This window comes from Microcoleus sp. bin38.metabat.b11b12b14.051, from assembly GCF_013299165.1.
Lineage (GTDB): Bacteria > Cyanobacteriota > Cyanobacteriia > Cyanobacteriales > Microcoleaceae > Microcoleus.
Genome location: NZ_JAAFKD010000009.1, coordinates 202,972 through 225,470, shown reverse-complemented (window position 1 = coordinate 225,470; position 22,499 = coordinate 202,972). Strand labels below are relative to the sequence as shown.

Annotated in this window: 18 protein-coding genes; 8 read left to right on the top strand and 10 right to left on the bottom strand. The window is 48.4% G+C overall.

Translation table 11 applies throughout. From position 1 onward, the window contains the following. The coding region (locus tag QZW47_RS12680) for a GH25 family lysozyme (RefSeq protein WP_366930868.1) at nucleotides 1–1,428 on the top strand (1,428 nt) is incomplete at its 5' end. Nucleotides 1,429–1,699: 271 nt separating this feature from the next. Here the strand turns inward: QZW47_RS12680 and QZW47_RS12675 are convergent. Continuing rightward, entirely contained in the window at nucleotides 1,700–1,873 is a 174-nt protein-coding gene (locus tag QZW47_RS12675) for a hypothetical protein (RefSeq protein WP_293127705.1), read from the bottom strand. Between QZW47_RS12675 and QZW47_RS12670 the strand changes: the two genes are divergently transcribed. Beyond that, the gene (locus tag QZW47_RS12670; RefSeq protein ID WP_293127691.1) at nucleotides 1,836–3,794 is read left to right on the top strand and encodes a cation:proton antiporter; all 1,959 of its coding nucleotides are present in this window, start codon (nucleotides 1,836–1,838) and stop codon (nucleotides 3,792–3,794) included. The two genes, QZW47_RS12675 and QZW47_RS12670, sit on opposite strands and share 38 nt — an antisense overlap. A 109-nt stretch (nucleotides 3,795–3,903) precedes the next feature. On the opposite strand, the gene QZW47_RS12665 is transcribed toward QZW47_RS12670, so the two are convergent. The 4 genes from QZW47_RS12665 to QZW47_RS12650 form a co-directional block, all read right to left on the bottom strand. Then, nucleotides 3,904–6,234 carry a CHAT domain-containing tetratricopeptide repeat protein gene (locus QZW47_RS12665; protein WP_293127689.1) on the bottom strand — a complete coding sequence of 777 codons (2,331 nt, stop codon included), beginning with the start codon at nucleotides 6,232–6,234 and terminating at the stop codon, nucleotides 3,904–3,906. 6 nt (nucleotides 6,235–6,240) lie between these two features. After that, nucleotides 6,241–6,996, bottom strand: a complete 756-nt coding sequence (locus QZW47_RS12660; protein WP_293127687.1) for a DUF928 domain-containing protein — start codon at nucleotides 6,994–6,996, stop codon at nucleotides 6,241–6,243. Nucleotides 6,997–7,203: 207 nt separating this feature from the next. Next, complete coding sequence (locus QZW47_RS12655) at nucleotides 7,204–9,165, bottom strand: CHASE2 domain-containing protein (RefSeq protein ID WP_293127685.1); 1,962 nt, start codon at nucleotides 9,163–9,165, stop codon at nucleotides 7,204–7,206. Nucleotides 9,166–9,272: 107 nt separating this feature from the next. Beyond that, on the bottom strand, nucleotides 9,273–9,944 hold the full coding sequence (locus QZW47_RS12650) for a response regulator transcription factor (protein ID WP_293127683.1): 672 nt from the start codon (nucleotides 9,942–9,944) through the stop codon (nucleotides 9,273–9,275). A 155-nt stretch (nucleotides 9,945–10,099) separates the two neighbouring features. Here QZW47_RS12650 and QZW47_RS12645 point away from each other — a divergent pair, with 155 nt between their 5' ends. After that, nucleotides 10,100–11,338: a transposase gene (locus QZW47_RS12645; RefSeq protein WP_293127681.1), complete on the top strand. Its 1,239-nt coding sequence runs from the start codon at nucleotides 10,100–10,102 to the stop codon at nucleotides 11,336–11,338. A gap of 42 nt (nucleotides 11,339–11,380) precedes the next feature. On the opposite strand, the gene QZW47_RS12640 is transcribed toward QZW47_RS12645, so the two are convergent. After that, entirely contained in the window at nucleotides 11,381–11,518 is a 138-nt protein-coding gene (locus tag QZW47_RS12640; protein ID WP_293127679.1) for a hypothetical protein, read from the bottom strand. Between the two features lie 380 nt (nucleotides 11,519–11,898). Between QZW47_RS12640 and QZW47_RS12635 the strand changes: the two genes are divergently transcribed. Next, nucleotides 11,899–12,756, top strand: a complete 858-nt coding sequence (locus tag QZW47_RS12635; protein ID WP_293127677.1) for a class I SAM-dependent methyltransferase — start codon at nucleotides 11,899–11,901, stop codon at nucleotides 12,754–12,756. Nucleotides 12,757–12,956: 200 nt separating this feature from the next. On the opposite strand, the gene QZW47_RS12630 is transcribed toward QZW47_RS12635, so the two are convergent. Next, nucleotides 12,957–13,658: an alpha/beta hydrolase gene (locus tag QZW47_RS12630; RefSeq protein WP_293127675.1), complete on the bottom strand. Its 702-nt coding sequence runs from the start codon at nucleotides 13,656–13,658 to the stop codon at nucleotides 12,957–12,959. A 219-nt stretch (nucleotides 13,659–13,877) separates the two neighbouring features. Here QZW47_RS12630 and QZW47_RS12625 point away from each other — a divergent pair, with 219 nt between their 5' ends. Both QZW47_RS12625 and QZW47_RS12620 read left to right on the top strand, forming a co-directional pair. Continuing rightward, nucleotides 13,878–14,357 (top strand): NUDIX domain-containing protein, encoded by a 480-nt coding sequence (locus QZW47_RS12625; protein ID WP_293127673.1) that lies wholly within the window; start codon nucleotides 13,878–13,880, stop codon nucleotides 14,355–14,357. A 556-nt stretch (nucleotides 14,358–14,913) separates the two neighbouring features. Next, nucleotides 14,914–16,620, top strand: coding sequence for a hypothetical protein (locus tag QZW47_RS12620; RefSeq protein ID WP_293127671.1), 1,707 nt, complete (start codon nucleotides 14,914–14,916; stop codon nucleotides 16,618–16,620). A 376-nt stretch (nucleotides 16,621–16,996) separates the two neighbouring features. Here the strand turns inward: QZW47_RS12620 and QZW47_RS12615 are convergent, their stop codons facing one another. Beyond that, nucleotides 16,997–17,758, bottom strand: a complete 762-nt coding sequence (locus tag QZW47_RS12615) for a class I SAM-dependent methyltransferase (protein ID WP_293127669.1) — start codon at nucleotides 17,756–17,758, stop codon at nucleotides 16,997–16,999. A gap of 7 nt (nucleotides 17,759–17,765) precedes the next feature. After that, a complete protein-coding gene (locus QZW47_RS12610; protein ID WP_293127667.1) occupies nucleotides 17,766–17,963 on the bottom strand; it encodes a hypothetical protein in 198 nt (65 codons plus the stop codon). A gap of 633 nt (nucleotides 17,964–18,596) precedes the next feature. Between QZW47_RS12610 and QZW47_RS12605 the strand changes: the two genes are divergently transcribed. Continuing rightward, a complete protein-coding gene (locus QZW47_RS12605) occupies nucleotides 18,597–21,140 on the top strand; it encodes a mannose-1-phosphate guanyltransferase (RefSeq protein ID WP_293127665.1) in 2,544 nt (847 codons plus the stop codon). A gap of 179 nt (nucleotides 21,141–21,319) precedes the next feature. Here QZW47_RS12605 and QZW47_RS12600 read toward each other — a convergent pair whose 3' ends face one another. Continuing rightward, nucleotides 21,320–21,478 carry a hypothetical protein gene (locus QZW47_RS12600; RefSeq protein WP_293127663.1) on the bottom strand — a complete coding sequence of 53 codons (159 nt, stop codon included), beginning with the start codon at nucleotides 21,476–21,478 and terminating at the stop codon, nucleotides 21,320–21,322. 7 nt (nucleotides 21,479–21,485) lie between these two features. On the opposite strand from QZW47_RS12600, the gene QZW47_RS12595 reads away from it, so the two are divergent. After that, nucleotides 21,486–22,037, top strand: coding sequence for a single-stranded DNA-binding protein (locus QZW47_RS12595; protein WP_293127661.1), 552 nt, complete (start codon nucleotides 21,486–21,488; stop codon nucleotides 22,035–22,037). The last annotated feature ends 462 nt before the right edge of the window (nucleotides 22,038–22,499 follow it).

Genomic DNA, 22,499 nt, shown 5'->3' with positions numbered 1-22,499 from the left:
GCTGCACTTACGGACTGGGACTTGGGACGACCCGCACCCAGATATGTATTTAGTTGTTATGGCAAAAAAAGAGCCATACTAGCCATCCTTGAATATTGCTACTCATTTCGACTAAACGAATCGCACTCAATTCTCCGTAATATGAGCATTCGCGGTATCGATGTTTCCGACTACCAGCCCAACGTCAACTGGCAAGCAGTTGCCCAGGGAGGAATTCTCTTCGCATTTGTCAAATCTACCGAAGGTGCAACGTTAGTATCCCAAACTTTCGCTCGGAATTGGGCGGGAATTAAAGTGGCCCGGATGCAGCGCGGTGCTTACCACTTTTTTCGACCCGAAAGCAGCGTTCAAGCACAAATAGATTTGTTCCTGAAAACTGTCAAACTCGAAGCGGGGGATTTGCCGCCAGTCTTGGATGTGGAAACCACAGGCGGTTTAAGGGGCGACCAATTGTGCGATCGCGCGACAATTTGGCTCGAAGCAGTCGAAAAAGCCACCTTGATGCGACCGATTATCTACACCTACCCCGGATTTTGGGACAAACTCGGCACGCAACGGTTGGCCGATTACCCGCTGTGGATTGCTCACTATACCAGCGGCGACCAACCTTGGGTACCGGGCGGATGGAAGACTTGGACTTTTTGGCAATACAGCGATACCGACAACGTATCCGGCATCTCGGGCAATGTAGACGGGAATATTTTTGAAAGCGTCCGAGAAGGAGCCGTCAATTATAAAGTTGCAGATATCCAAAAGCAACTAAGAAGTAAAGGCTTCTATCAAGGCGCCATGGATGGTAAATTTGGATCTAGCACCACAGCCGCCCTCATTTCGTTTCAAAAATCTCAAGGTCTCAATCCAGACGGCATGGCAGGCATTAAAACCTGGGCTGCTTTAATGAGAAAATCTCCCAAAGTAATTGTCCCCCCTCCAGTCCCGACGCCCGTCCCTATTCCGACACCAATTCCCCCACCCACTCCGACATCAGCCGTGCAGTTGACTGAGCTATTCGCATCTTACCAAGCTAGCGCCAGCCAAGATACTGCCTTAATTTGGCTCCAAAGTCAAGTTTCTAGCTCTGTTTTAGGGCAGTTTACTCAAAAATGGCGGATAACTGCTGTACCAGGCGACATTAATTTGCGATTGATAGATGTCGGCAAATTTTATCGCGGCTTGGCAGAGCAAGACAAAGCTTTAGATTGGCTGCAAAAACAAATTTCTCCGGCTGTGATTGCCGAGTTTGCTCAAAAGTGGCGCGCTCAATCTACTGTCCCAAATGCTTCGATTCGGTTGATAGATGCTTGCAAATTTTATCGGGCTGCACCAAACCAAAATCAGGCTTTAGATTGGCTGGAAGGGCAAATTTCCGCGGCAATTCTCTCTGATTTTCGTCAGCGGTGGCAGAATGCGGGCCGTGACGGCAAGTAATGTTATTTCCGGTCAAATAATTCTGTTCGGCTTCGCAGTCAAGAGTAAGACTTTCAGGACTCAAGTCCTGACTGCAAACCTATCTTACTTTGTTTGAACTACAGATTGGTAATAGAATCTTTAGGAATTATCAAATATTTGGCTAAAAGTGACCGGTTTCTAGCCATTGAGGCTAAAGACTTTTAGCCTTAAGCCTTCTAGCACCTGCTTTCAGAAGGGGTTAATCCATCTTTGACGCCAAGAGAGTTATCTGATAAAGTGATAGCCAATATCAACGTTTTTTAATTTTATTACCAAAAATCCAGGGCCGTGCCGAGATTGTACGATCGCCAAAAAGAGCGCCTGTACTCAAATTACCCGCGATCGCACTTGCACAAGCCAGCGGGCAGCCTGTAACAATTGTATCTATGGAAATCCCCTTTAACATCACCCTGTTGATGGTCATGACCGTCACCTGTGGTATCAGCGCTCAAGTTCTGGCCGCTTATCTAAAAGTTCCGGCGATCGTATTTTTGCTGCTATTCGGTATTTTAGCAGGCCCGGATTGCTTGGGACTGTTGCACCCCAATCTGTTGGGTAGCGGTTTGGAAGTTATGGTATCCCTTTCAGTAGCCTTAATTCTGTTTGAAGGCGGCCTGAATTTGGAATTGCGAGATTTAGGCAAAGTTTCCGGCAGCATCCGCAATTTAGTTACTTTTGGCACTTTAATTACGTTAATTGGCGGCGGAATGGCTGCACACTGGTTAGGGGAATTTCCCTGGCCGATCGCATTTCTGTATGCTTCTTTAGTAGTCGTCACAGGCCCAACCGTCATCGGCCCTTTGCTCAAACAAGTATCAGTTGACAAACAAGTAGCAGCTTTGCTAGAAGCAGAAGGCGTTTTAATCGATCCAGTTGGGGCAATTCTGGCAGTATTGGTACTGAATATTATCTTAAACGGTAATGCTGATTTATTTATCTTATTTCGAGATTTAATTGTCCGCCTGCTAGTGGGTACAGTCGTCGGAGTAGCCGGAGGTTGGCTGCTGGGATTCATTCTCAAGCGATCGCAATTTCTCTCAGAAGACCTCAAAAACTTAGTCGTTTTAGCAGGTTTGTGGGGATTGTTCGGCTTAGCAGAAGAACTCCGCAGCGAATCAGGGCTGATGGCAACGGTTCTCTCCGGCATCGTCCTCAGAGCCGCTGCGGTGCCAGAAGAAAGGCTGCTGAGGAGGTTTAAAGGTCAGCTTACCGTCCTGGCTATTTCTGTACTGTTCGTGCTGCTGGCAGCCGATTTATCCCTCGCTAGTGTAGTCGCCCTCGGTTGGGGAAGTTTGTTTACAGTTTTAGCATTAATGTGGGTAGTCCGCCCGATCAACATTTGGCTGTGTACGTGGAACAGCGGGCTGAACTGGCGACAAAAATTATTTGCTTGTTGGGTAGCGCCGAGGGGAATTGTCTCAGCGTCGATCGCATCTTTATTTGCAATTTTGCTCACCCAACGGGGAATCAACGGCGGCGACTCAATTAAAGCCTTAGTTTTCCTAACAATTATTATGACAGTTTTCGTGCAAGGGCTGACGGCGGGATGGATGGCTCAACTGTTAGGAGTCACATCAAAATCAGCAACCGGCGCAGCAATTGTCGGGTCAAATCCTTTAAGCAGATTAATTGCTCGCTTATTTCAAGAACGCGGCGAATCTGTAGCAATTATAGACACTAATCCGGAAGCTTGTCAAGCAGCAGAACGAGAAGGTTTGCGAGTGTTTTTAAGCAGTGCTCTCGACCATAGTGTGTTAGAAGAAGCCGGACTCGATTCGATGGGAACATTTTTGGCAATGACCAACAACGGCGAGGTAAACTTAGTGTTAGCTCAACGAGCAGCCGAAGAGTTTTCACCGCCGAGAGTTTTGGCAATATTTCCCAAAGACCCGCAAGCAAATACACCTGCAAATCAGAGTAAAATCAATCAAGCCTTTGTCTCGGATTTGTCGCTGAAGGATTGGAACGAATATTTGACCGACGACGAAGTAAAATTGGGCGAAACTGAGTTAAAAAGTGAGGGATTGCAGTTTCAGATTGCTCACTTGCAAGCTTTGGTGCAAGCCGGGGAGTTGGCGCCGCTGCTGCTGGAAAGACAGGGATATTTACAAGTAGTGTCGGCGGCCGAGATTTGGCAATCGGGCGATCGCATTATTTATTTACTATACGATCCTACACCGAAATTGTTGAAAAGATTGTCGGGTTCATCGCAATCTCGCTTGACGTTGGAAAAACATCAAGTAGTTGAGCAAGTGCCGATTCCTGCTCAGGTTTTAGAGGAGGTTTTGGAGGAAGTTACGATTGAGAAGGAAGCAGAAGTTTTGCTGCCGCCTGTTTCGCGATAGGCCTTAATCGGAATGATTTAACCGCAGAGGACGCAGAGAACGCAGAGGGAGACAAGAGAGAGATGAATAATTCCGATGAAGAGCGAATTTGATATAAGTCCAGAAAAACTTACTCGGCCTCCCCAATTAACGTGAATGCCGCCCAATTTCGCGGCTGGGAATGAGTTTTCATAGTGGTTAACATTGCCTGTCGCAATGCCTGTGCTTTATCGGGATTATTTTGCAAGTTTTGATAAAATGCTTTCATCAATTCCGATGTCGGTGCATCGGGAACTGACCATAAAGAAACAATTACACTCGGCACTCCTGCCGAAATCAAAGCCCGCGATAAACCAATCACGCCGTCCCCGGTAATTCTACCTTCTCCAGTGTTGCAAGCACTCAAAACGACTAAAGAAGCTTGAAGTTTCATATCGAAAATCTCTTCTGCGGTCAATAATCCATCATCGTTGCCAGAAGGAGCAAGGGCGATCGCACTTCCCAATCCGCGCACATCATCGAGCAATCCGTGGGTTGCTAGGTGAATAATCGATGCTTGGGGCATTTTTTGGACGATCGCAGCTTTTGTCCCTTGAGCGCCTGTGATGGCTTGGGTTTTGAGCAGAGGGGCGATCGCGAGCGCTTCAGCTTCAGCCCCAGGTAGAGGAGATAATTGCCGTTTGGGTTCTCCTGGAGAGGGAGACACACTCGGCATGGTGGGATTGCCCAATACTAGAGCGTTACTGCTGTTAGGTTGCTTCTGTGCTAACTTCTGTTGTCGAGTTAATGCCAGAACTTGAATCGAGGGGGAGGTGAGAATCGTGTGTTTTTGGATTAAGTAAGTGCCGTTGGCATCAAGTAGGGCGGGGAAGGGTACTTGGAAGAGCGATCGTTGGGGAATGAAAATGACGTGGGCATTTGGATCTTTGGGTAGGAGGCTGGCAATGGGATCGATCAGCAGTTGATGCAGCGTGGGTAAATTGGGTTGGGGTTGGAGAGCGGGGAAACTGCCACGACTGCGGACGGCCAGGAATTCTCGATCGCCAATAATTAAGCTGGTTAGAGAGGCGTTGTGTTTTTGCCAGAGGGGTTTGAGGTCTACCTCGCGGAAGGTAATTTCGCCCGTGGGTTGAATCACCCAGATGTAGAGCGCGGATTCACGCGGTTCGCTTTTTCCTTGAATTTGGAAATCATCGTAGATGATAGAATACTGCACCAAAGTGGCGTTCTGTGCTTTGGCGATTTGGCGGATTTGATCCTGGTTGGGAACAGAGGCAATGACCGAATTGGCATCACCTGACGATAAGCGCTGTGTGAGGAGATCGACAAAGGCACGGGCACGTCCCCGTTCGGAAATTTCTAAGGCCGCGATCGGGTTATTCTGAGCCACCCGGACTTCTTGTAAAGTCCGATAAGTCATAGCTTGTCCTTCAAAGATGGAGACTTTATTAGCGTCGTTGGAGCCGAGCATTTGACGCATCGATTCCCAAACTTGAATGGCATTCACCAGCATTTTTTCAGCTTCTGTTAGATTGCCAGCCTTTAAGAACGCCGCTCCGAGGTTGTGGAGCGCCGTACCTTCCCCGTTGCGGTCTTTAATTTCGCGGGCGATGGCTAACCATTGCTGTGAATACTCAATGACTTTGGCATAGTTGCCCAGATATAAGTAAGCCAATCCCAAATTGCCCAGTCCTGTACCTTCCCCTTGGCGGTCTTTAATTTCACGAGCTATGGCTAACTGTTGTTGCTGATACTCAATCGCTTTGGCATAGTCGCCCAGATATATGTAAGCCAATCCCAAATTGCCCAGTCCTGCACCCTCCACTCGGCGGTCTTTAATTTCGCGGGCGATCGCTAAACTCTGCTGTGTATACTCAATCGCTTTGGCATCGTCGCCCAGATATATGTAAGCCAATCCCAAATTCCCCAGTACCGTAGCTTCCCCTTGGCGGTCTTTAATTTCACGAGATATTGCTAACTGTTGCTGTGAATACTCAATCCCTTTGGCATAGTTGCCCAGAGAGTTGTAAGCGACTCCCAAATTACCCAGTCCTGCACCCTCCACTCGGCGGTCTTTAATTTCACGAGCTATGGCTAACTGTTGCTGTGAATACTCAATCCCTTTGGCATAGTTGCCCAGAGAGTTGTAAGCGTCTCCCAAATTCCCCAGTGCCCAACCCTCCATTTGGCGGTTTTTGAGGGCGCGAAAAATTTGGAGTGCCTGTTGCCAGGAATTCAGCGCTGCTGGGAATTGGCTAGTCTGATTCTGTTGGTAGCCCTGCTGCATTAGCCGATCGCCCTCTGCTTCACGAGCATCAGTAGTTTGAGCAACAACCGGGAGTGAGAAATGCCCAGGAATGTAAAAGCCAACAGACAAAAGGCAAAAGGCGAAAGGAAACAGGAAGCCCGATCGCACTTTAGAATTACTGAATTTGAGCAGTTTTAGCGAGAAAGGCTGCATGGGATTTTAGGGTTTGGGTTGCGGGGCTTGGCGTTGTTGTTCGATCGCCCTTATTTGTCGCAATCGATCGCTCCAATCTTTCAAAGGTGCAGCTTCCGAACTAGCCAGAGAATCTAGCAATTCCAGCATGGGCGTTTGGTTTTGAGAAGTTTCAGAGGTTTTGCGCGCTTCGGCGATCGCGTCGTACCACAGCCCCGCCTTCGCATACAAGTCGATCCGCTGTTGGGGAGTTGACGCGGCTGCAAGTTGAGTTTGCAACGATTCAGCAGGCTGCACCACTTGGATTTCTGCCGTCGCTACCACATTCCTCGAAGGAACATTCCGATCGCACAACAACACGACTTGCCACTGATAGGATTGCCCGATCGACAGTTGAGGCAGATTTGGGGGCAAAGCAACCGACATAATTCCTGGCTGACTCTCCATGTCGGTTTGGTAGAGCAGTTGTCCCCTGCGAGTAAACAGCCGGAATTGCAACGGACGAGAAGTGCGATCGGGTACAAACCAGGTAAAAGTCGGATGCCCAGAAATCGTCTCTCCCACATGGCTAAACGGCACTAAGGCAGTCAATCTCACCGATGAATTGGCTTCGCAAGTGCGATCGCGAGTCGTGTTTGTCCCGGTTTCTTTCGGCGCAGAAGGCTTTTTAGGGGGAGTGTATTGTGCCAGGGCTACAGGAGCGATCCAAAACGAAACACTCAGGATTAAACTCGTAATGCCCGCAGAGTAAATGGTTCGACGTTTCAATCCGTGAGTTATCATCTGAATTCTCTCTGTAGTTATTTTTTACTTTAATTAGCAATAGAAAAACATAATAGAGGACTGCCCGCAAGCTTTGTTTGCGGGAAGGTGCAAAGATATTGGAAATGTGATGTCAATTTGGATCGGATTTTTTTAACCGCAGAGAGCGCAGAGGACACAGAGGAAGAGAAGGGAGAGATGAGTAATTCCCTAACTCTGAGGAATCAATCACCAGAACCACCGCCGTTTGGCTGACCAGGTTAATTCGCACACTATTCCCCTCGGTTGATTCGGGTAGCGCCGAAATGTTCCGCCTAATTGTTTTGCTAAATTGTTTGCCAACTCTGTGCCTAATCCTGAAGGTTGAAGTTTAGAGTTGATATCTTCAATTATCTCTTTGTCGCAGTTCGTTTTAGCGGAATTAATCGCTTCTGTATCAGACGGTTTCCCCCTGCCATTATCTGCTACTCGAATCACTTGTCGATCGCCTTCTTGAGTACAAATTACAGTTAAGCGAGTCGCTTCGATCGCGTGTTTGCCGACATTGCAGAGCGCTTCTTCGAGAAAACGGCAGAGTGATCGCTTGTGTTCCAACCGCAGATGCAAGGTGTTGAAGGGATCGAACTGTACTATTTTGAATTTGATGGTTTTGAGGTAGGGGAGTTCTTGTTCGAGCGTGTTGGAATAGACTTTGTAGAGCAATTCATGCAGCGGGGCTTGCAGGGCTAATTCGATCGCACTTCCCATCCGCAAATTCGGTTCATCGGCGATCGCATCTCGTTGCACAGAGCCGTAAACTGCCCGCAATTCGTGACTCAGGCGTTGCAACTCCGGTAGAAATGGCGATGGTGTGGCTTCTCCCTGAGCGGTTCTCAAAATTCCCACCAAAGTTTGTAACGGGCCGCTGTGAATGGCATTAAAGGTCTGCTCGATCGCAAATTGACGTTCTTCCAACCGCAGTCGGAGTTCCTGTTCGTGGCGGTAAAATAACGCTGCCATCAAGCCAGTCCCATTCAACACCAGCACCAATAACACAGGTACGATCGGCACCCACCACCCCAACAGAATTAATCCGTAACAGATCGCGATCGGGCTAATACTGGCGATTAAGAGCCCCAACAAAATTTTCCAGGGCAAGTGCAGAAATCGTCCCAAACTCATCCCCAAGAGTCCCCAGACCACAATCCAGAGCGTTTCCCAGCCATCCGCCCAAACCCGAATCAACGATCGCCGATCGAGTACCGCGCTAATAATCTGGCTGGTAGCGTGGGCCTGCATTTCGACTCCGTAAATCCGTCCGGGATTGATACCTGCGATCGCACCTGAACTTGCCAAATCCTTCGCGCTAAAAGACATGATCCCAATCAGCACAATCTTGCCTCGAATCCAATCCGGGTTTACCTTTCCCGATTTTATTTGTGCTAGAGAAAGCACGCGAAACGGCAGTTTCCCGCTGCGAACATTCAGCAAAATCTGGTTGCCGGCTGCATCCGCCCGCACATATCCGCCAGAGTTTGACTGCACTCTAGTCAATTCAATGCTGCCAAAACGCATCGCGTATCGATCGCGAATTCCATCTTTTAGCTCAATTCCCTTTGTCGCGAGATAGCTTTCTGCCAGCCGTAGGGGAAACGACAAACGGTAATCCTGCGGGGACTTGTGAGTGCCAGTGCCCAATAAACTGCGACGCTGATAGCCATCGGCATCCAGAACCGTATCTGCAAAGCCAACCTGTTCCGGTGGTAGTGCCGGCGGAGGTTCCACGGTAAGGCCACTGCGATCAGGCAGAGCAATCTCGACTCCGATCGTATTTTTGCTGCTGCGAAACACCGATGTCAGTTCAGCATTACCCGGTTCAACCGGAATATCGCGGACAATATCTAGCCCGATCGCGATCGGTTCGTAAGCCTGCAACCGTTTGAGTAAATCGGCAATATCGCGATCGGGAATCGGATAAGTTTTGGCGCGTTGAATATCTTCCTCAGTAATGCCAACAATTACAATCCGTTCATCCATTGGCTCAGGAGGACGCAGCAGCAAAAATCGATCAAACGTCACCAACTCCCAAAACTGAAGCGCACCGCTCAATCTAGCCATCATCACAGCGACAATCACCATCAACCCTGGAAGCGATCCGCGCCGCCAAGTCGTGACCTCTGTTTTCGCCGCTTGCCATCGATCGCGCTTCATCTCGTTTCCGGTTCAATAGTCATAATACATTTGCCCAATGCCCAATGCCCGATGCCCAATGCCCAATGCCCAATGCCCAATGCCCAATGCCCAATGCCCTGAGATCGCTAATCAATTAATCCTTCTTCCCTAGCCCGCACTTCCGTTTGAATCCGCAGATTTTTGTCATCTTCGGGATACACTTCTAGCACATCTCGAATCTTAGTCCAGTAGTATTGCACAGTACGTTCACAAACATTCATTCGTTTAGCGATCGCAATATCCTGTAAACTCTCGTGAAAAGCAAATTGCAACACATCCATCCAGGCAGGTTTGAGTTGCAGCCCATTGCGGATCTCTCTGGGAGTATAAATCCGCTCATGCAGGGCCCAATCGACCATCGCCAGCAAATCTTTCATCGGCTGACTCTTATCAACAACTGTGAATCCGCCCATGTGATTGTCGATCGAAGGTTTCAGCCAAACTAAAGTCCGAACATGAGCGCTCTGCACTACAATATTCAAACTTGGATACTGCTCCATCAGCCTTTTGAGGAGTTGAAGCCCTGAATTAGCCTGAGCAGTTTCGCCGATCGCCTCCGGCATCACCAAATCCACGATCGCCAGATCCGGGGTTGTCTGCGCTATTTGCTCAAGGGCTTCCTGAGCCGTTGAAGCTGTCACAATCTCTACTTCTGGATACTCATGCCTCAGAATATTAAGCGTACCGCCTAAAACCATCGCATGATCGTCCACGACTAAAAATGTTCGTTTCTCCGGTTGAGTTAAAATCTGGGGCATAGTTAATTCGTTGCCGCACAACATCGTCAGTTTAGGTAATCCGTCCTCTTATTACCGAAATTACTGGGTCTAAAGCCCTGTCCTTCTAGGACGGCTTTGATTATTCTATTATATTTATCCACTACAATGCCAGATAAATATGCTATACTTAGAACATGATAGTAAGAGAAGCCAAGCTAAAAAACGGAACAAAAGAGCAATACTTAGCCCTTGATGAAGCTATTCGCACAGCTCAGTTCATTAGGAATAAAGCTGTACGTTTTTGGATGGATAATCAAAAGGTTAGTAAAGCTGTTTTGTATAGCCTATGCAAGGACTTAGCTAAGGAGTTTCCTTTTGCAAAGAAGTTAAACTCTGCTGCTAGACAAGCTAGTGCTGAACGGGCTTGGGCTGCTATCTCTACTTTTTATTCACGATGCAGAAAAGGTGCGGGGAAGAAGGGCTATCCAAAGTTTAAAAAACATGGTCGCTCAGTAGAGTATAAAGTTTCAGGATGGAAACTCTCAGAAGATTGTAAATCAATTACTTTCACTGATGGTTTTGAGGCTGGAACTTTCTCTGTATTTTGCAACAATGAAACTCAGGAAGACTTGCACAGATTGAAGATTAATCGGGTGCGAGTAGTTAGAAGGGCAGACGGTTATTATGCTCAGTTTTGTTTTGATGCTGACCGGAAGGAAACAGGAAAATATACAGGAGATGTTGTCGGGTTAGATTTGGGGTTAAAGTTTTTCACCAAAGACCAAAAGGACAACGCCGTAATATACCCTCAATTCCTACGGAAGGCAGAGAAGCGGCTCAAGAAAGCTCAACGCCGTCTGAGTAAGAAATTTGTTAAGGGTGCTAAACCCCAATCAAATAATTATCACAAGCAAAGGAAAAGGCTGGGTAAAATCCATCTAAAAATCCAAAGACAGCGTAAAGACTGGGCAATTAAGCAAGCTCGGTGCGTAGTCCACTCTAACGATGTGGTTGTCTATGAAGATTTGAAGATTGCCAATATGGTAAAAAATCATCACTTGGCTAAGTCAATTTCTGATGCTAGTTGGTATCAATTCACTCAATGGCTAGACTACTATGGCAAGATTTGGGATAAAGCAGTTGTGGCGGTATCGCCTAACTATACTTCTCAAGATTGCTCTAATTGCGGTCATAGAGTGAAGAAAGCCCTCAGTACCAGAACTCATTCATGCCCTAATTGCGGGATTGAGATATGCCGGGATACTAATGCAGCCCTTAATATTTTGCAAAAGGGAATGAATCTGCTGGGTACTGAGTGGCAGAAAAACGGTACTTCTGGGCAAGAAGGAGCCGCCTCGGAAGAGGGAAAGCATGGGGAGAAGACCGCCTCTACTATTGAAGGGCAACCCAATATAGCAAGTGGACTTCTGTGAACCATGAATTAGAATCCCCGTGCCTTCAGGTCGGGGAGTATGTCAAAATAGAGCCATTACCTGTCTCTCGTCCTGCATCTGTCCGCCAAATGTGGTTGTGGATGTCAGCAACGAGAATTGCACTAAAGCGCAGTCGTGTTGATTCTGTTGTAAAATCCGCACTTCATCAGAATTATTCATCTCTCTCTCTTCTCTTCCTCTGCGTTCTCTGCGCTCTCTGTGGTAAAATCAATCCGATGCCACAACGATTCTGTTGATTGTGTTGTAAAATCCGCACATCATCGCCCTGTATTCATCTCTGTCTTCTCTTCCTCTGCGTTCTCTGCGCTCTCTGTGGTAAAATCAATCCGATGCCACAACGATTCTGTTAATTGTGTTGTAAAATCAATCCGATGCCACAACAATTCTGTTGATTGTGTTGTAAAATCCGCACATCATCGCCCTGTATTCATCTCTGTCTTCTCTTCCTCTGCGTTCTCTGCGCTCTCTGTGGTAAAATCAATCCGATGCCACAACGATTCTGTTGATTGTGTTGTAAAATCATTCCTATTTATGATTCTATGCAAGGAAAAGGTTCCTATCAAGCAAACACCTATAATCTAGAATTCGAGGCAGAAATCCAGCGGTTAAAAGCTCAAGTTCTCCTGAGTTGGGAAAAAGAAGCACGCACTTTAAAGTGGTTCGGTTTAGCCGACGGGATGAATGTTTTAGAAGCGGGTAGCGGACCGGGATTTTTTAGTGAAAAACTGTTAGAATTGCTGCCAAACAGTTCAGTAACAGCGGTAGAAATCGATCCGGTACTGCACGAAAAAGCTGTAGGATATTTAGAGGACAAAGCGGGCGATCGAGTAAATCACGTCCAAGCATCGGTTGCGGATACTGGTTTGGATGATAACACTTTCGACTTTGCGATCGCCCGTTTGCTATTCGTCCACCTCCCCGATCCCGTCGCAGCAGCCCGAGAAATATTCCGAATCTTGAAACCAGGTGGTAAACTGGTGATAGTCGATAGCGATGCGGATCTGTTTTGGCTGACAAATCCACCGCTGTCAGTCGAGATTATCAGGGAGAAATTCAAGGAGGCGATCGCATCTCGGAATGGCAATTTGTCGATCGGGCGAAATCTGTGCCGCATTCTCAAAGAAGCTGGGTTTGTTAACGTGGATTTAGAAGCCGTTGTCAGTCACAGCGATATCATCGGAATTGAAGCCTTTGAACCTTTGCTCGACTCCGGGCCAATTTTACAGATGGTCAAACAAGGATTGATTACCGAGTCAGAAATAGAAAGCTATTTGGTTTCGCGGGATGAGTTTGTCGCTGCGGGCGATCGACTAATGATGAGTTTTTGGTTGATGGCTTGCGGAGAAAAAAAATCAACAGACATCTCGGATAATTCTCAAGCTTTCTCCCAGCAATAGACTTGAATTGCATAAGTCTTAGATTAACACAGAAACCGCAGATGTAAGGCGGATAAACACAGATCGACGCAGATTGTTGAATGGATTCAAAGTGAATGAAAGCAAGAAGTCTAATGACTGATGACTGATGACTGATGACTCGCTTCAACCTTCTGCATCTTCCTTTGTGGAACAGGCGTCTCGCCTGTGGTAATTTATTTCTACCGCAAATACCCAATCCAAGCCGGCAAAACCTCCGCCGAACCATACCACTTTCCCCGAGAGCGAGGCGAATGCCAAACACCCTCCAACACCAAATTTTCCGCCCCCTCCAAATGAGCAGCTTCAATCGGCGTAATTCCATCACCCCAACAATCGCCCTTCCCCACAGTCAACTCGTAACTCTTGTACGATAGCCAACTCCCGAAACCAGGCTTGCCAAAAACAGATTTTCCAGCAACGCAGACGTAGCGCACCTGCGGGTGAAAAGCCCCCGGATAGTGAATTTTGACAAAATCTAGATTTTTGCGCGTCCAGCGCTCTTGAGAGACGTGTGGCGTGCCTAAACTAATTAAAGTGTTAACACAAGGGTGAGCTTCCCACAAACCTGCATCCTCAAGCACGTCCCCGTGAATCGTGTAAGGCTTTTCGCCCAAGTAAATCCGAGAAATCCAGCCGCCGGCGGAATGACCGACGAGATTGATCTGTTGGCAGCCGTATTGCTGTAACATCTGTTTGACTGTGCGATCGAGCTGTCGCAAAATTGGCACCATCGATCGCCCGCCGAAAGTCGGCAACCAATCTCCCTTGCCCAGTGGTACTGTTACAGTTGGGAAACCGTGATCGACCAAAGATTTTTCTAATTCCCGATAGTCTGAAGCAGCAGCAAAATATCCTGGCAAAATCACGGTTGGTAATGGCACAATTGATTTTAGATTTTAGATTTTAGATTTTAGATTGGTTACGGATCGATTTTAGATTATCAATTTCTGATTTTCTATTTTTCGATTTTAGATTATTGGATTGGTGGCGCGGGGGTGCTACGATCTATTTTTCAAGTTCAAAGACGCTTGCCGAAGCATCTTTTGGATGGCTAACATCTCTCGCTCGTTAAACTTTTTGCTTGGGGAATATCTACTTCTATGGCTCGCGAGCCGATTCCAACATTGTATTTTACCCTAGTTGTCGTTCACTTAGAAGACCGTTTTCTATTGGTACAGGAGCGCAAGTACGAGCAGCAGTGGTATCTCCCAGCGGGGCGAGTGGAAAAAGGCGAGACTTTGCTCGATGCTGCGGTACGCAACACGGTTCAGGAAGCGGGCATTTCTGTGATCGTGGAAGGAATTCTCAGGGTAGAGCATACGGTGATGCCTAGGGGTAACGTGCGCCTCAGGGTGATTTTTGTGGCTCGTCCGGAAGATAAGACGCCGCCGAAGAGCAAGCCGGACGAGTATACTTTGTGTGCTGGTTGGTATTCTCTCAAAGAGTTAGACCAGTTGTCGCTGCGGGGTGAGGAAGTTCGGGAAATGTTTCAATATATGGCAAGTGGCGCTCCAATTTATCCGATCGACTTGCTGAGCGTTGAGGGAGCTCCTTTTAAAACTTACCGCTATCGCTGGTGAACCCTGCGATTTTAGATTTTAGATTTTAGATTTTAGATTTTTGGATTGGGAGATTGGGAGATTGGGGGAATCTTAGACTTCGGCGCGATAGTCGAAGAATTTGAGATTTACTTGCAGCGCAGTAAGTCAGGGAGCAGGAACTTTGGTCTACAATTTTTAGAATCGACTCTGATGCTGCTGTCGCCGGCTTGTACTCATGTTGGGGCGGGGCTACCGAGGGGCTGCGGGCTGGGTTGACGGCCACTCGATACAGTTTTTTGATGGCGTAACCGAATTGGAAACGCCGATCGCTCGGTTCGCTCGATCGTGTTTAATAAATTTGGTTCAGTTTTGGGCCGATGAATGAATTGTCATCAAGGTCGATCAGGCAACTTCGAGGGCGATCGTGCTAAAATTGTACCTTTGAATTCCCAACCTCTCCTCATTAACACGAATTCACACTGACTCAAAACAATATAAATTACCAATATCCCAATCAAACAATCCCCAAATCCCCCAATCCCCGAATCCCTCAATCAAACAATCTAAAATCTAAAATCTAAAATCTAAAATTTAAATGACTGACTCATCCTCCCTAGCCAACGCCCTTTCCGAACCGCTGCGCCAGCCTTTTTGGTGGGCGGCCCTAGCCTCTGTGGGCCTTCACGGAGTGCTGGGAGTAAGCGCCCCGACAATCTCAAAGATCATATATGGTGGGAATTCATCACAAAATATCCCCGGTTCCGTCGGATTGGTAGAGCTAACTCCCGCAGAAGCCGGCCGCCTGCCACAAACCATACCCCCGCGGCCGTCAAAGGAGCCGTTTTCGCTCGTCGCCCCAGTTCCCCTTCCCGCGCCCAAATTAGCTCCGCCCCTGCCCCCCGCCCCGGAATCCATCAACTTGCCAGCCCTACCGCCGGGAATGCCCCCTCCTGGATTCTTTTCCCCTCTCCCTCCTTCTCCTCTACCGCCCTCAACGCCCGCAACAGCCCCGGCGCCTCCTAAAGCTCCAGCAGCAGCTCTCCCAGCCCCCTCCCAGAACACACCAACTTTCGTCCCGCCAGTACCTCCCAGCGGTCAGCTTTTTCCACCATTACCCGGTAATTTCGATCGCAATATCCCACCCCCACCATCAGGAATCACAGGATTACCCCAGCTTCCGGGCGGCCCGCCGGAAGATGAAGCAGAGACGCTCAAAAAAACCATAGCCAGCAGGGGCGGACTCCCGCTATTTCCAGACGGAGCTCCAGTCTTTAGCCCGCAATTCCCAATTACCGGCAGGAATTCGGGACTTGAGGAAGCACCAAAATTGACTCAAAAAGATCCTAATAAACGCAATCTCATTGCAGAAACTCCCGAAGAAAGAATCAGGAGGCAACAATTTGACCAGGGACAGCAACAGCTAGACTTTCCAGGACAACCTGGTTCAAACTTACCTAGCGACAGAGAGACACAGCTTGCTGCTGCCAATACTTATGTTGCTTTGTTTGAAAGATTCAAAAAAGCCTACCCCGACTTGGAAATGACCGGGCCGACTCCTGTGAATGTCGCTTATCCCAAAGAAGCTTGTTCGCAAAAGCTGGAAGGAGTAGCAGTTTTTGGAGCAGTTGTCAACCCTCAAGGTTTGCTCAAAGCCGAGCCTCAGGCGATCGTCCCCACAGGTTACGGTATTCTCGATACTGCGGCTAAAACAGCGATTATTAACCCTAATCTGACATTTCAAGCAGCCAGCACCCACAAGCTTTACCAGTTGGCTGTCGCATTTAAATACGACGAAAAAGTTTGCAGCGGTATTCCTGTCGCCCCATCCGCTACCCCAACCAGACCGACAGGGCCTGTACCCGTAGCGCCAGCCCCAACACTTCCCAACCCGACAGGTGAACCGTCCCCAGCACCTGCCGAGGTCAAACCCCAGTTTGAGAAGCCTCCGGCCCCCTCAAACAAACCGAAACCCGGGGCGCAACAGTTACAGCCACCAACACCCAAGCCAGCGGCCAAACCGTCGCCCTCTCCTCAACCGAAACCAGCAGCGGAAAAATCGCCTTCTCCCCAACCGAAACCAGCAGCGGAACCGTCCACGCAGCCGGAAGCTGCGCCAACTCCGGCCCCGGAAGTGTCGCCCTCGCCGGAAGCTGCACCAACTCCGGCCCCGGAAGTGTCGCCCTCGCCGGAAGCTGCGCCAACTCCGGCCCCGGAAGTGTCGCCTTCTTCCGAAGCTACGCCAACTCCGGCCCCGGAAGTGTCGCCAACTCCGGCGCCTTCTCCTGCTGCTACGACCAATTAACTTTTGCTTGTTGGGTGGGAATTGGTGATTGGTGATTAGTCAGTAGGGTGCGTCAATTGCCATATTTGTTGGCGATAAAACCAATTTATATTTGGTGAGGCACCATACATTTTGTTGCAGTTATTAGGGTGCCTCAGTTGCCATATTTGTTGTTGATTAAACAAATTTATAGTTACTGGCGCACCGTAATCTTTTGACGGATAATGAAGTTTCTTTATGGGAAGCCTGGTTTTTTGCGGACTGAAGTCTTCACTACGAGCCTGGTTTTTTGCGGACTGAAGTCTTCACTACGAGCCTGGTTTTTTGCGGACTGAAGTCCTCACTACGAGCCTGGTTTTTTGCGGACTGAAGTCCTCACTACGAGCCTGGTTTTCTCTCAAGTATATTGAATTTTATACATTTGGAATAAGTCGCCACTTTGCTTTTTTACTACTTTAGCGCCAGCAGCTTTTATCATTTTTTCCCAATCTTCGATTGTCTCTAAAAATACATCGCCAGCTCGATAAGTTTCCAAAATTGCCCAATCTTCTGCTAGGGGTGCATTGGGGTTGAGGACATCAAACACAAAATGACCGCCTGGTTTTAGTACCCGCTTTACTTCTCCCATGACTGTGTTCCAATACTCTATGGGATAGTAACAACTAAAGCCTGTAGCAAGGCATAAATCGAACTGATCCTCTTCGTAATTCAACTTGTGAGCGGGGGCCCATTCTACTCCTTTGAACAGCTTAGAATTGAGCTGAGGGCCACGAGAATTTAATGCGTCTCTGGCTGCGCTGCTGATGTCTTGACCGTAAAAATATGCTTCCCATTCCCGCCAAGGGTAGATCAGAAAGCTGACTCCGCAGCCAATGTCTAAACAGCGTTGATTTTTTTGAGGCTTGGCAATTTTCCAGAAGGGAGATACTGTTTTTGCTTGGAGTGTTCCGGCGACTGATTCTAGGAAAATTGGCATTGCTTCGACTTCTTCGGGTAAGGCGAATGCTTCTCCTCGATATTCGCGATCGAACCGAGAGGCGACTTGCGATAGTAAAGCTTGCCAGCTATCTGATTTGTCTTTGGCAAACCAAGTCTGCTCTTGACCTGCGACTGGGCGATTCCCTTCGGGATAGCTACGCTTCACGGACTTTTTAGACATTCTTCAATTACCTTCTAGAGCCTTTGAGTGCTTTTGTAAAGTTTTGGCGGTAAGGCTTATTAAAAATTAACGCCGGCCACAGCAGCGACAGTTTCAGGCGATTGGCAAAACTTTTGTCGAAGTTCGTGCGATCGAAACCATTCCAAAATTTCCAAATGCCGCCGCCGTAACCAACTAGCAACACCAATCCAATTAACGGTTCCATAAAATAACCCCCTAAGCGACTGATTGGATTTTGAGTCAGCGAGACTGCATCGCTAGTCTTAATCTATCATTTTTCTGCCCCCTGGTGCAGGATTCCCGCAGCACTTCCACCTTCAGCTAGATACTTCCAAATCGCCGCTGGTGGCAAACTTAAAAATGTAGCATTCGGAAGTTCGGCAACGGGTTATTTAACGGATGTAAGCGATGACAGGAAGTTCTGCCAACGACCAATGTACCAGAAAATGTAGCCGACGTAACGGATGATCGGAAGTTCTGCCAACGACCAAGGTAGGAAATGTAGCCGACGTAACGGATAACAGGAAGAAGCTTATTCTGCAAGGATTTGAGTAAGGCTAGAACGTCCTAACTGTCGGGCGCGGTTATTACAGCAGCCAGGAAATAGGATTCGGGCGAGCAAGTAAAAAGCGACTTCTACTAAAAATCGATCGCACAAATCCTAATTCTGTTGAAATCGGCTGCTATGGGCGCACGGCCTCGGTTTCTGAGATTTGTGCGGCGCGCGATTATTCAAAAATAATTAACACTGATAGTTGGTGCTCCACAAGTTACAGCAGGCAAGGTTTTTCTAGCGGACAATAACGGTAGAGAGGTTTCTAAGCAAGGAGGATTTTTTATGCGTGCAGTGCTGATGGCTGGGGGGTCGGGAACGAGGCTCAGACCCCTGACGTGCGATTTGCCTAAACCTATGGTACCAATTCTGAATCGCCCGATCGCAGAACACATTATCAATTTGCTAAAAAGGCACAATATTACGGAAATTATTGCCACGCTGCACTACCTTCCTGATGTGATGCGCGAATATTTTACTGATGGGGCAGAGTTTGGCGTTCAAATGACCTACGCTGTGGAGGAAGACCAACCGCTGGGTACGGCTGGTTGTGTCAAAAATATTGCGGAATTGCTCGATCGAACTTTTCTAGTCATCAGTGGCGACAGCATCACAGATTTCGACTTGACGGAAGCTATAAAATTTCACCGCAGCAATAAGTCCAAAGCCACGTTAATTTTAACTCGCGTTCCCAACCCGATGGAATTCGGCGTGGTGATTACTGACGAAAATTACCGGATCAGCCGCTTTCTGGAAAAGCCTTCTAGCAGCGAAATTTTTTCCGATACCGTCAACACCGGTACCTATATTTTAGAACCAGAAGTCTTGGATTATTTACCAGCAAATCAGGAGTGCGACTTCTCGAAAGACTTGTTTCCGCTGCTGCTGGAAAAAAACGAGCCGATGTATGGTTACATCGCCGAGGGTTACTGGTGCGATGTCGGCCAGCTTGATGTTTATCGGGAAGCTCAGTATGACGCGCTGCGGGGAAAGGTGCAACTGGATTTGAGTTACTACGACGAAGTGCGATCGGGAGTTTGGGTAGGTCAAAATACTTTTATTGACGATAGCGCGATCGTCGAAGCACCCGCCACGATCGGCAATAATTGCCGCATCGGCGCCCGAGTTAAAATCGATGCTGGTACTGTCATCGGAGATAACGTGACAGTTGGCGCCGACGCTAACCTCAAACGTCCCATTGTCTGGAATGGAGCAATTATCGGTGAAGATGCTCATCTCAGAGCCTGCGTCATTTGCCGCAGCACCCGCGTAGACAGGCGCGCCCACGTCCTCGAAGGTGCTGTTGTCGGTTCAATGTCGATCGTGGGAGAAGAGGCGCAAGTCGGGCCTAGCGTGCGCGTCTGGCCGAGCAAAAATATTGAATCCGGCGCTCTGTTAAATCAAAATTTGATTTGGGGAGAACAAGCTAAGCGGAATTTGTTTGGCCAGCGTGGCGTTCAAGGACTGGCAAATGTGGATATTACCCCGGAATTTGCGGTGAAATTGGGGGCTGCTTACGGCTCAACTTTGAAACCTGGCGCTTCAGTCTCGGTTTCTCGCGATCAGCGTAGCATTTCGCGGATGGTTTCGAGGTCTTTGATTGCGGGTTTGATGTCCGTGGGAATTAATGTGGTCAATTTGGAATCGACGGCAATTCCGATCGCGCGCACGGTTTCGTCTACGATCTCAATTGCTGGCGGCATTCACGTTCGGATTTCGCCCGATCGCTCCGACCACATTTTAATTGAATTCTTCGATATCAAAGGCATCAATATTACTAAAGCTGCGGAGAAAAAAATCGAGGGCGCTTATTTTAAGGAAGATTTGCGACGCGCTCTAATCCCCGAAATTGGAGAAATGTCGTACTTTAACCAAGCTCTCGATGTTTACAACCGGATGTTTGAGCGGCAGATGAATGTTGAGGCTATTCGCTATAGCAATTCTAAGGTGGTAATCGATTACGTTTACGCGGTTTCGGGAGCAATTCTGCCGCAAATGCTCGCCAAATTCGGCTGCGATGCGGTGGTGCTCAATGCCAGTCTCAAGCAGACTTCTCTGAGCAACGGAGAACGGGAATATTTGCTCGACCAACTCGGCCGGGTGGTGAAAGCACTCAGCGCTAATTTTGGCGTGCAGGTGTCCGCCAACGGCGAACAGCTCATTTTGGTAGACGAGTCGGGAATCGCGGTTCGCGGGGAAATGCTGACGGCGCTGATGGTAAATTTGATGTTGACTTCCCATCCCAGAGGTACAGTAGTAGTGCCGGTGAATGCGTCTTCTGCGGTGGAGGCGATCGCGCGTCGCCATCAAAGCAAGGTAATCCGCACTAAGGCAAACCCAACTGCATTGATGGAAGCCTCTAACAGGAATCCGAATGTGGTTTTGGGCGGTAGCGGGAATATGGGTTTTATTTTCCCGCAGTTGCATCCGGGGTTTGACGGAATGTTCTGCATTGCTAAAGTGATAGAAATGATGACGATTCAGGAGCGATCGCTCGGACAGATCAAAGCCGAACTTCCCCGTGTCACCCACCGCAGTTACAGTGTCCGCTGTCCTTGGACGGTAAAAGGTTCCCTAATGCGGCATTTGGTAGAGACTCATTCGCCCGATCGTTTAGAATTAATAGATGGAGTGAAGATTTTTAACTATAGCGATGACAATTGGCTATTAGTTTTACCCGATGCTAGCGAACCCACCGTTCATATCTTCGCCAACAGCGAGGATCGAGATTGGGTCTCGGAAACTTTGAAGGAGTACCGTGCCCTTGTTCACGATTTTGTCACTCACGCGGAGGCGGCGGTTCGACAAGATAAATTTGGGAATGGGTAATTGGAAATAGGGCATGGGGCATTGGGCATTGGGCATTGGTAATTGGTAATTGGGAATGGGTAATTGGTAATCGGTAATTGGTAATCGGTGACAACCAACAGCGAATAAGTAGTTGTGCATAATCAATTACACACTCATCTCGGCTGAAAGCCTTGTCAGTTTTAAGAGTATTTATGTAATTAATGATGCCTGGTTACGTAACAGAAAAAAATCAACAATCCCGAACTCCCAATTACCAATTGCCCAATGCCCAATGCCCCATGCCCAATGCCCCATGCCCAATGCCCAATTCCCAATTCCCAATTCCCAATTCCCAATTCCCAATTCCAAATTCCCATTTAAGTTATGAATAGCTGCATTTTAATGGCGGAAATAATTCAACAACCGCAACTCCGTTATACTCCAGACAATCAACTGCAAATCGCTGAGATGCTGGTGCAGTTTCCAGGGTCAAGACCTGAAGATCCACCAGAACATTTGAAAGTGATAGGATGGGGCAATTTAGCTCAAGAAATTCACGATAAATACCGCGAGGGCGATCGCGTGATTATTGAAGGCCGTCTCGGTATGAATACGATCGAGAGAGATGGTATCAAAGAAAAGCGCGCTGAACTGACAGCCCAAAGGATTTACACTGTCGGCGCCGATGCGATGAGTGCGGCTCCCCCAGCTAGAACCGCCCCCGAACCCGCTCAAATTCGCGACAGCGCACCCGCTAATGTGCCAAGCAATGTGGTTCCCATGAGTTCCCGAGGCCGCAGTTCTAACAACGCTCCAGCCCCTGCTAACCGCCCGTCTAGCTCGGATTGGAACTCGCAGCAGTCTTCGGATGCCGATCGCAAGCCCGGTTCCTCTAACGAAGCTGATAATCCCGATTACGATCCAATTCCGTTTTAAGATCCAATTCCGTTTTAAGATCCGACGGCGAATAGAGCCGACGGCGGTTAGAAACCGCGCCTACACAGGCAAAACCCGGATGGTGCGCGGGTTGAAGATAAGCGGTTGAAATCATAGAACCGACGGCGGTTGAAACCGCGCCTACACAGGCAAAACCCGGATGGTGCGCGGGTTGAAGACAAGACAAGACGGCGAATCGATCCGACGGTGAATAGATCCGACGGCGGTTAGAAACCGCGCCTACATAGGCAAAACCCGCCTCCGCGGGTTGAAGACAAGACAAGACGGTGAATAGATCCGACGGCGGTTAGAAACCGCGCCTACATAGGCAAAACCCGCCTCCGCGGGTTGAAGACAAGACAAGACGGTGAATAGATCCGACGGCGGTTAGAAACCGCGTCTACACAGGCAAAACCCGCCTCCGCGGGTTGAAGACAAGACGGCGAATCGATCCGACGGCGG

Coding starts and splice junctions, on each gene's coding strand:
- QZW47_RS12605 (WP_293127665.1), top strand. CDS start 18,597: ATGCGTGCAGTGCTGATGGCTGGGGGGTCGGGAACGAGGCTCAGACCC.
- QZW47_RS12595 (WP_293127661.1), top strand. CDS start 21,486: ATGAATAGCTGCATTTTAATGGCGGAAATAATTCAACAACCGCAACTC.
- QZW47_RS12670 (WP_293127691.1), top strand. CDS start 1,836: ATGGAAATCCCCTTTAACATCACCCTGTTGATGGTCATGACCGTCACC.
- QZW47_RS12645 (WP_293127681.1), top strand. CDS start 10,100: ATGATAGTAAGAGAAGCCAAGCTAAAAAACGGAACAAAAGAGCAATAC.
- QZW47_RS12650 (WP_293127683.1), bottom strand. CDS start 9,944: ATGCCCCAGATTTTAACTCAACCGGAGAAACGAACATTTTTAGTCGTG.
- QZW47_RS12625 (WP_293127673.1), top strand. CDS start 13,878: ATGGCTCGCGAGCCGATTCCAACATTGTATTTTACCCTAGTTGTCGTT.
- QZW47_RS12635 (WP_293127677.1), top strand. CDS start 11,899: ATGCAAGGAAAAGGTTCCTATCAAGCAAACACCTATAATCTAGAATTC.
- QZW47_RS12615 (WP_293127669.1), bottom strand. CDS start 17,758: ATGTCTAAAAAGTCCGTGAAGCGTAGCTATCCCGAAGGGAATCGCCCA.
- QZW47_RS12610 (WP_293127667.1), bottom strand. CDS start 17,963: ATGGAACCGTTAATTGGATTGGTGTTGCTAGTTGGTTACGGCGGCGGC.
- QZW47_RS12675 (WP_293127705.1), bottom strand. CDS start 1,873: ATGACCATCAACAGGGTGATGTTAAAGGGGATTTCCATAGATACAATT.
- QZW47_RS12600 (WP_293127663.1), bottom strand. CDS start 21,478: ATGGGAATTTGGAATTGGGAATTGGGAATTGGGAATTGGGAATTGGGA.
- QZW47_RS12655 (WP_293127685.1), bottom strand. CDS start 9,165: ATGAAGCGCGATCGATGGCAAGCGGCGAAAACAGAGGTCACGACTTGG.
- QZW47_RS12640 (WP_293127679.1), bottom strand. CDS start 11,518: ATGAATAATTCTGATGAAGTGCGGATTTTACAACAGAATCAACACGAC.
- QZW47_RS12665 (WP_293127689.1), bottom strand. CDS start 6,234: ATGCAGCCTTTCTCGCTAAAACTGCTCAAATTCAGTAATTCTAAAGTG.
- QZW47_RS12660 (WP_293127687.1), bottom strand. CDS start 6,996: ATGATAACTCACGGATTGAAACGTCGAACCATTTACTCTGCGGGCATT.
- QZW47_RS12620 (WP_293127671.1), top strand. CDS start 14,914: ATGACTGACTCATCCTCCCTAGCCAACGCCCTTTCCGAACCGCTGCGC.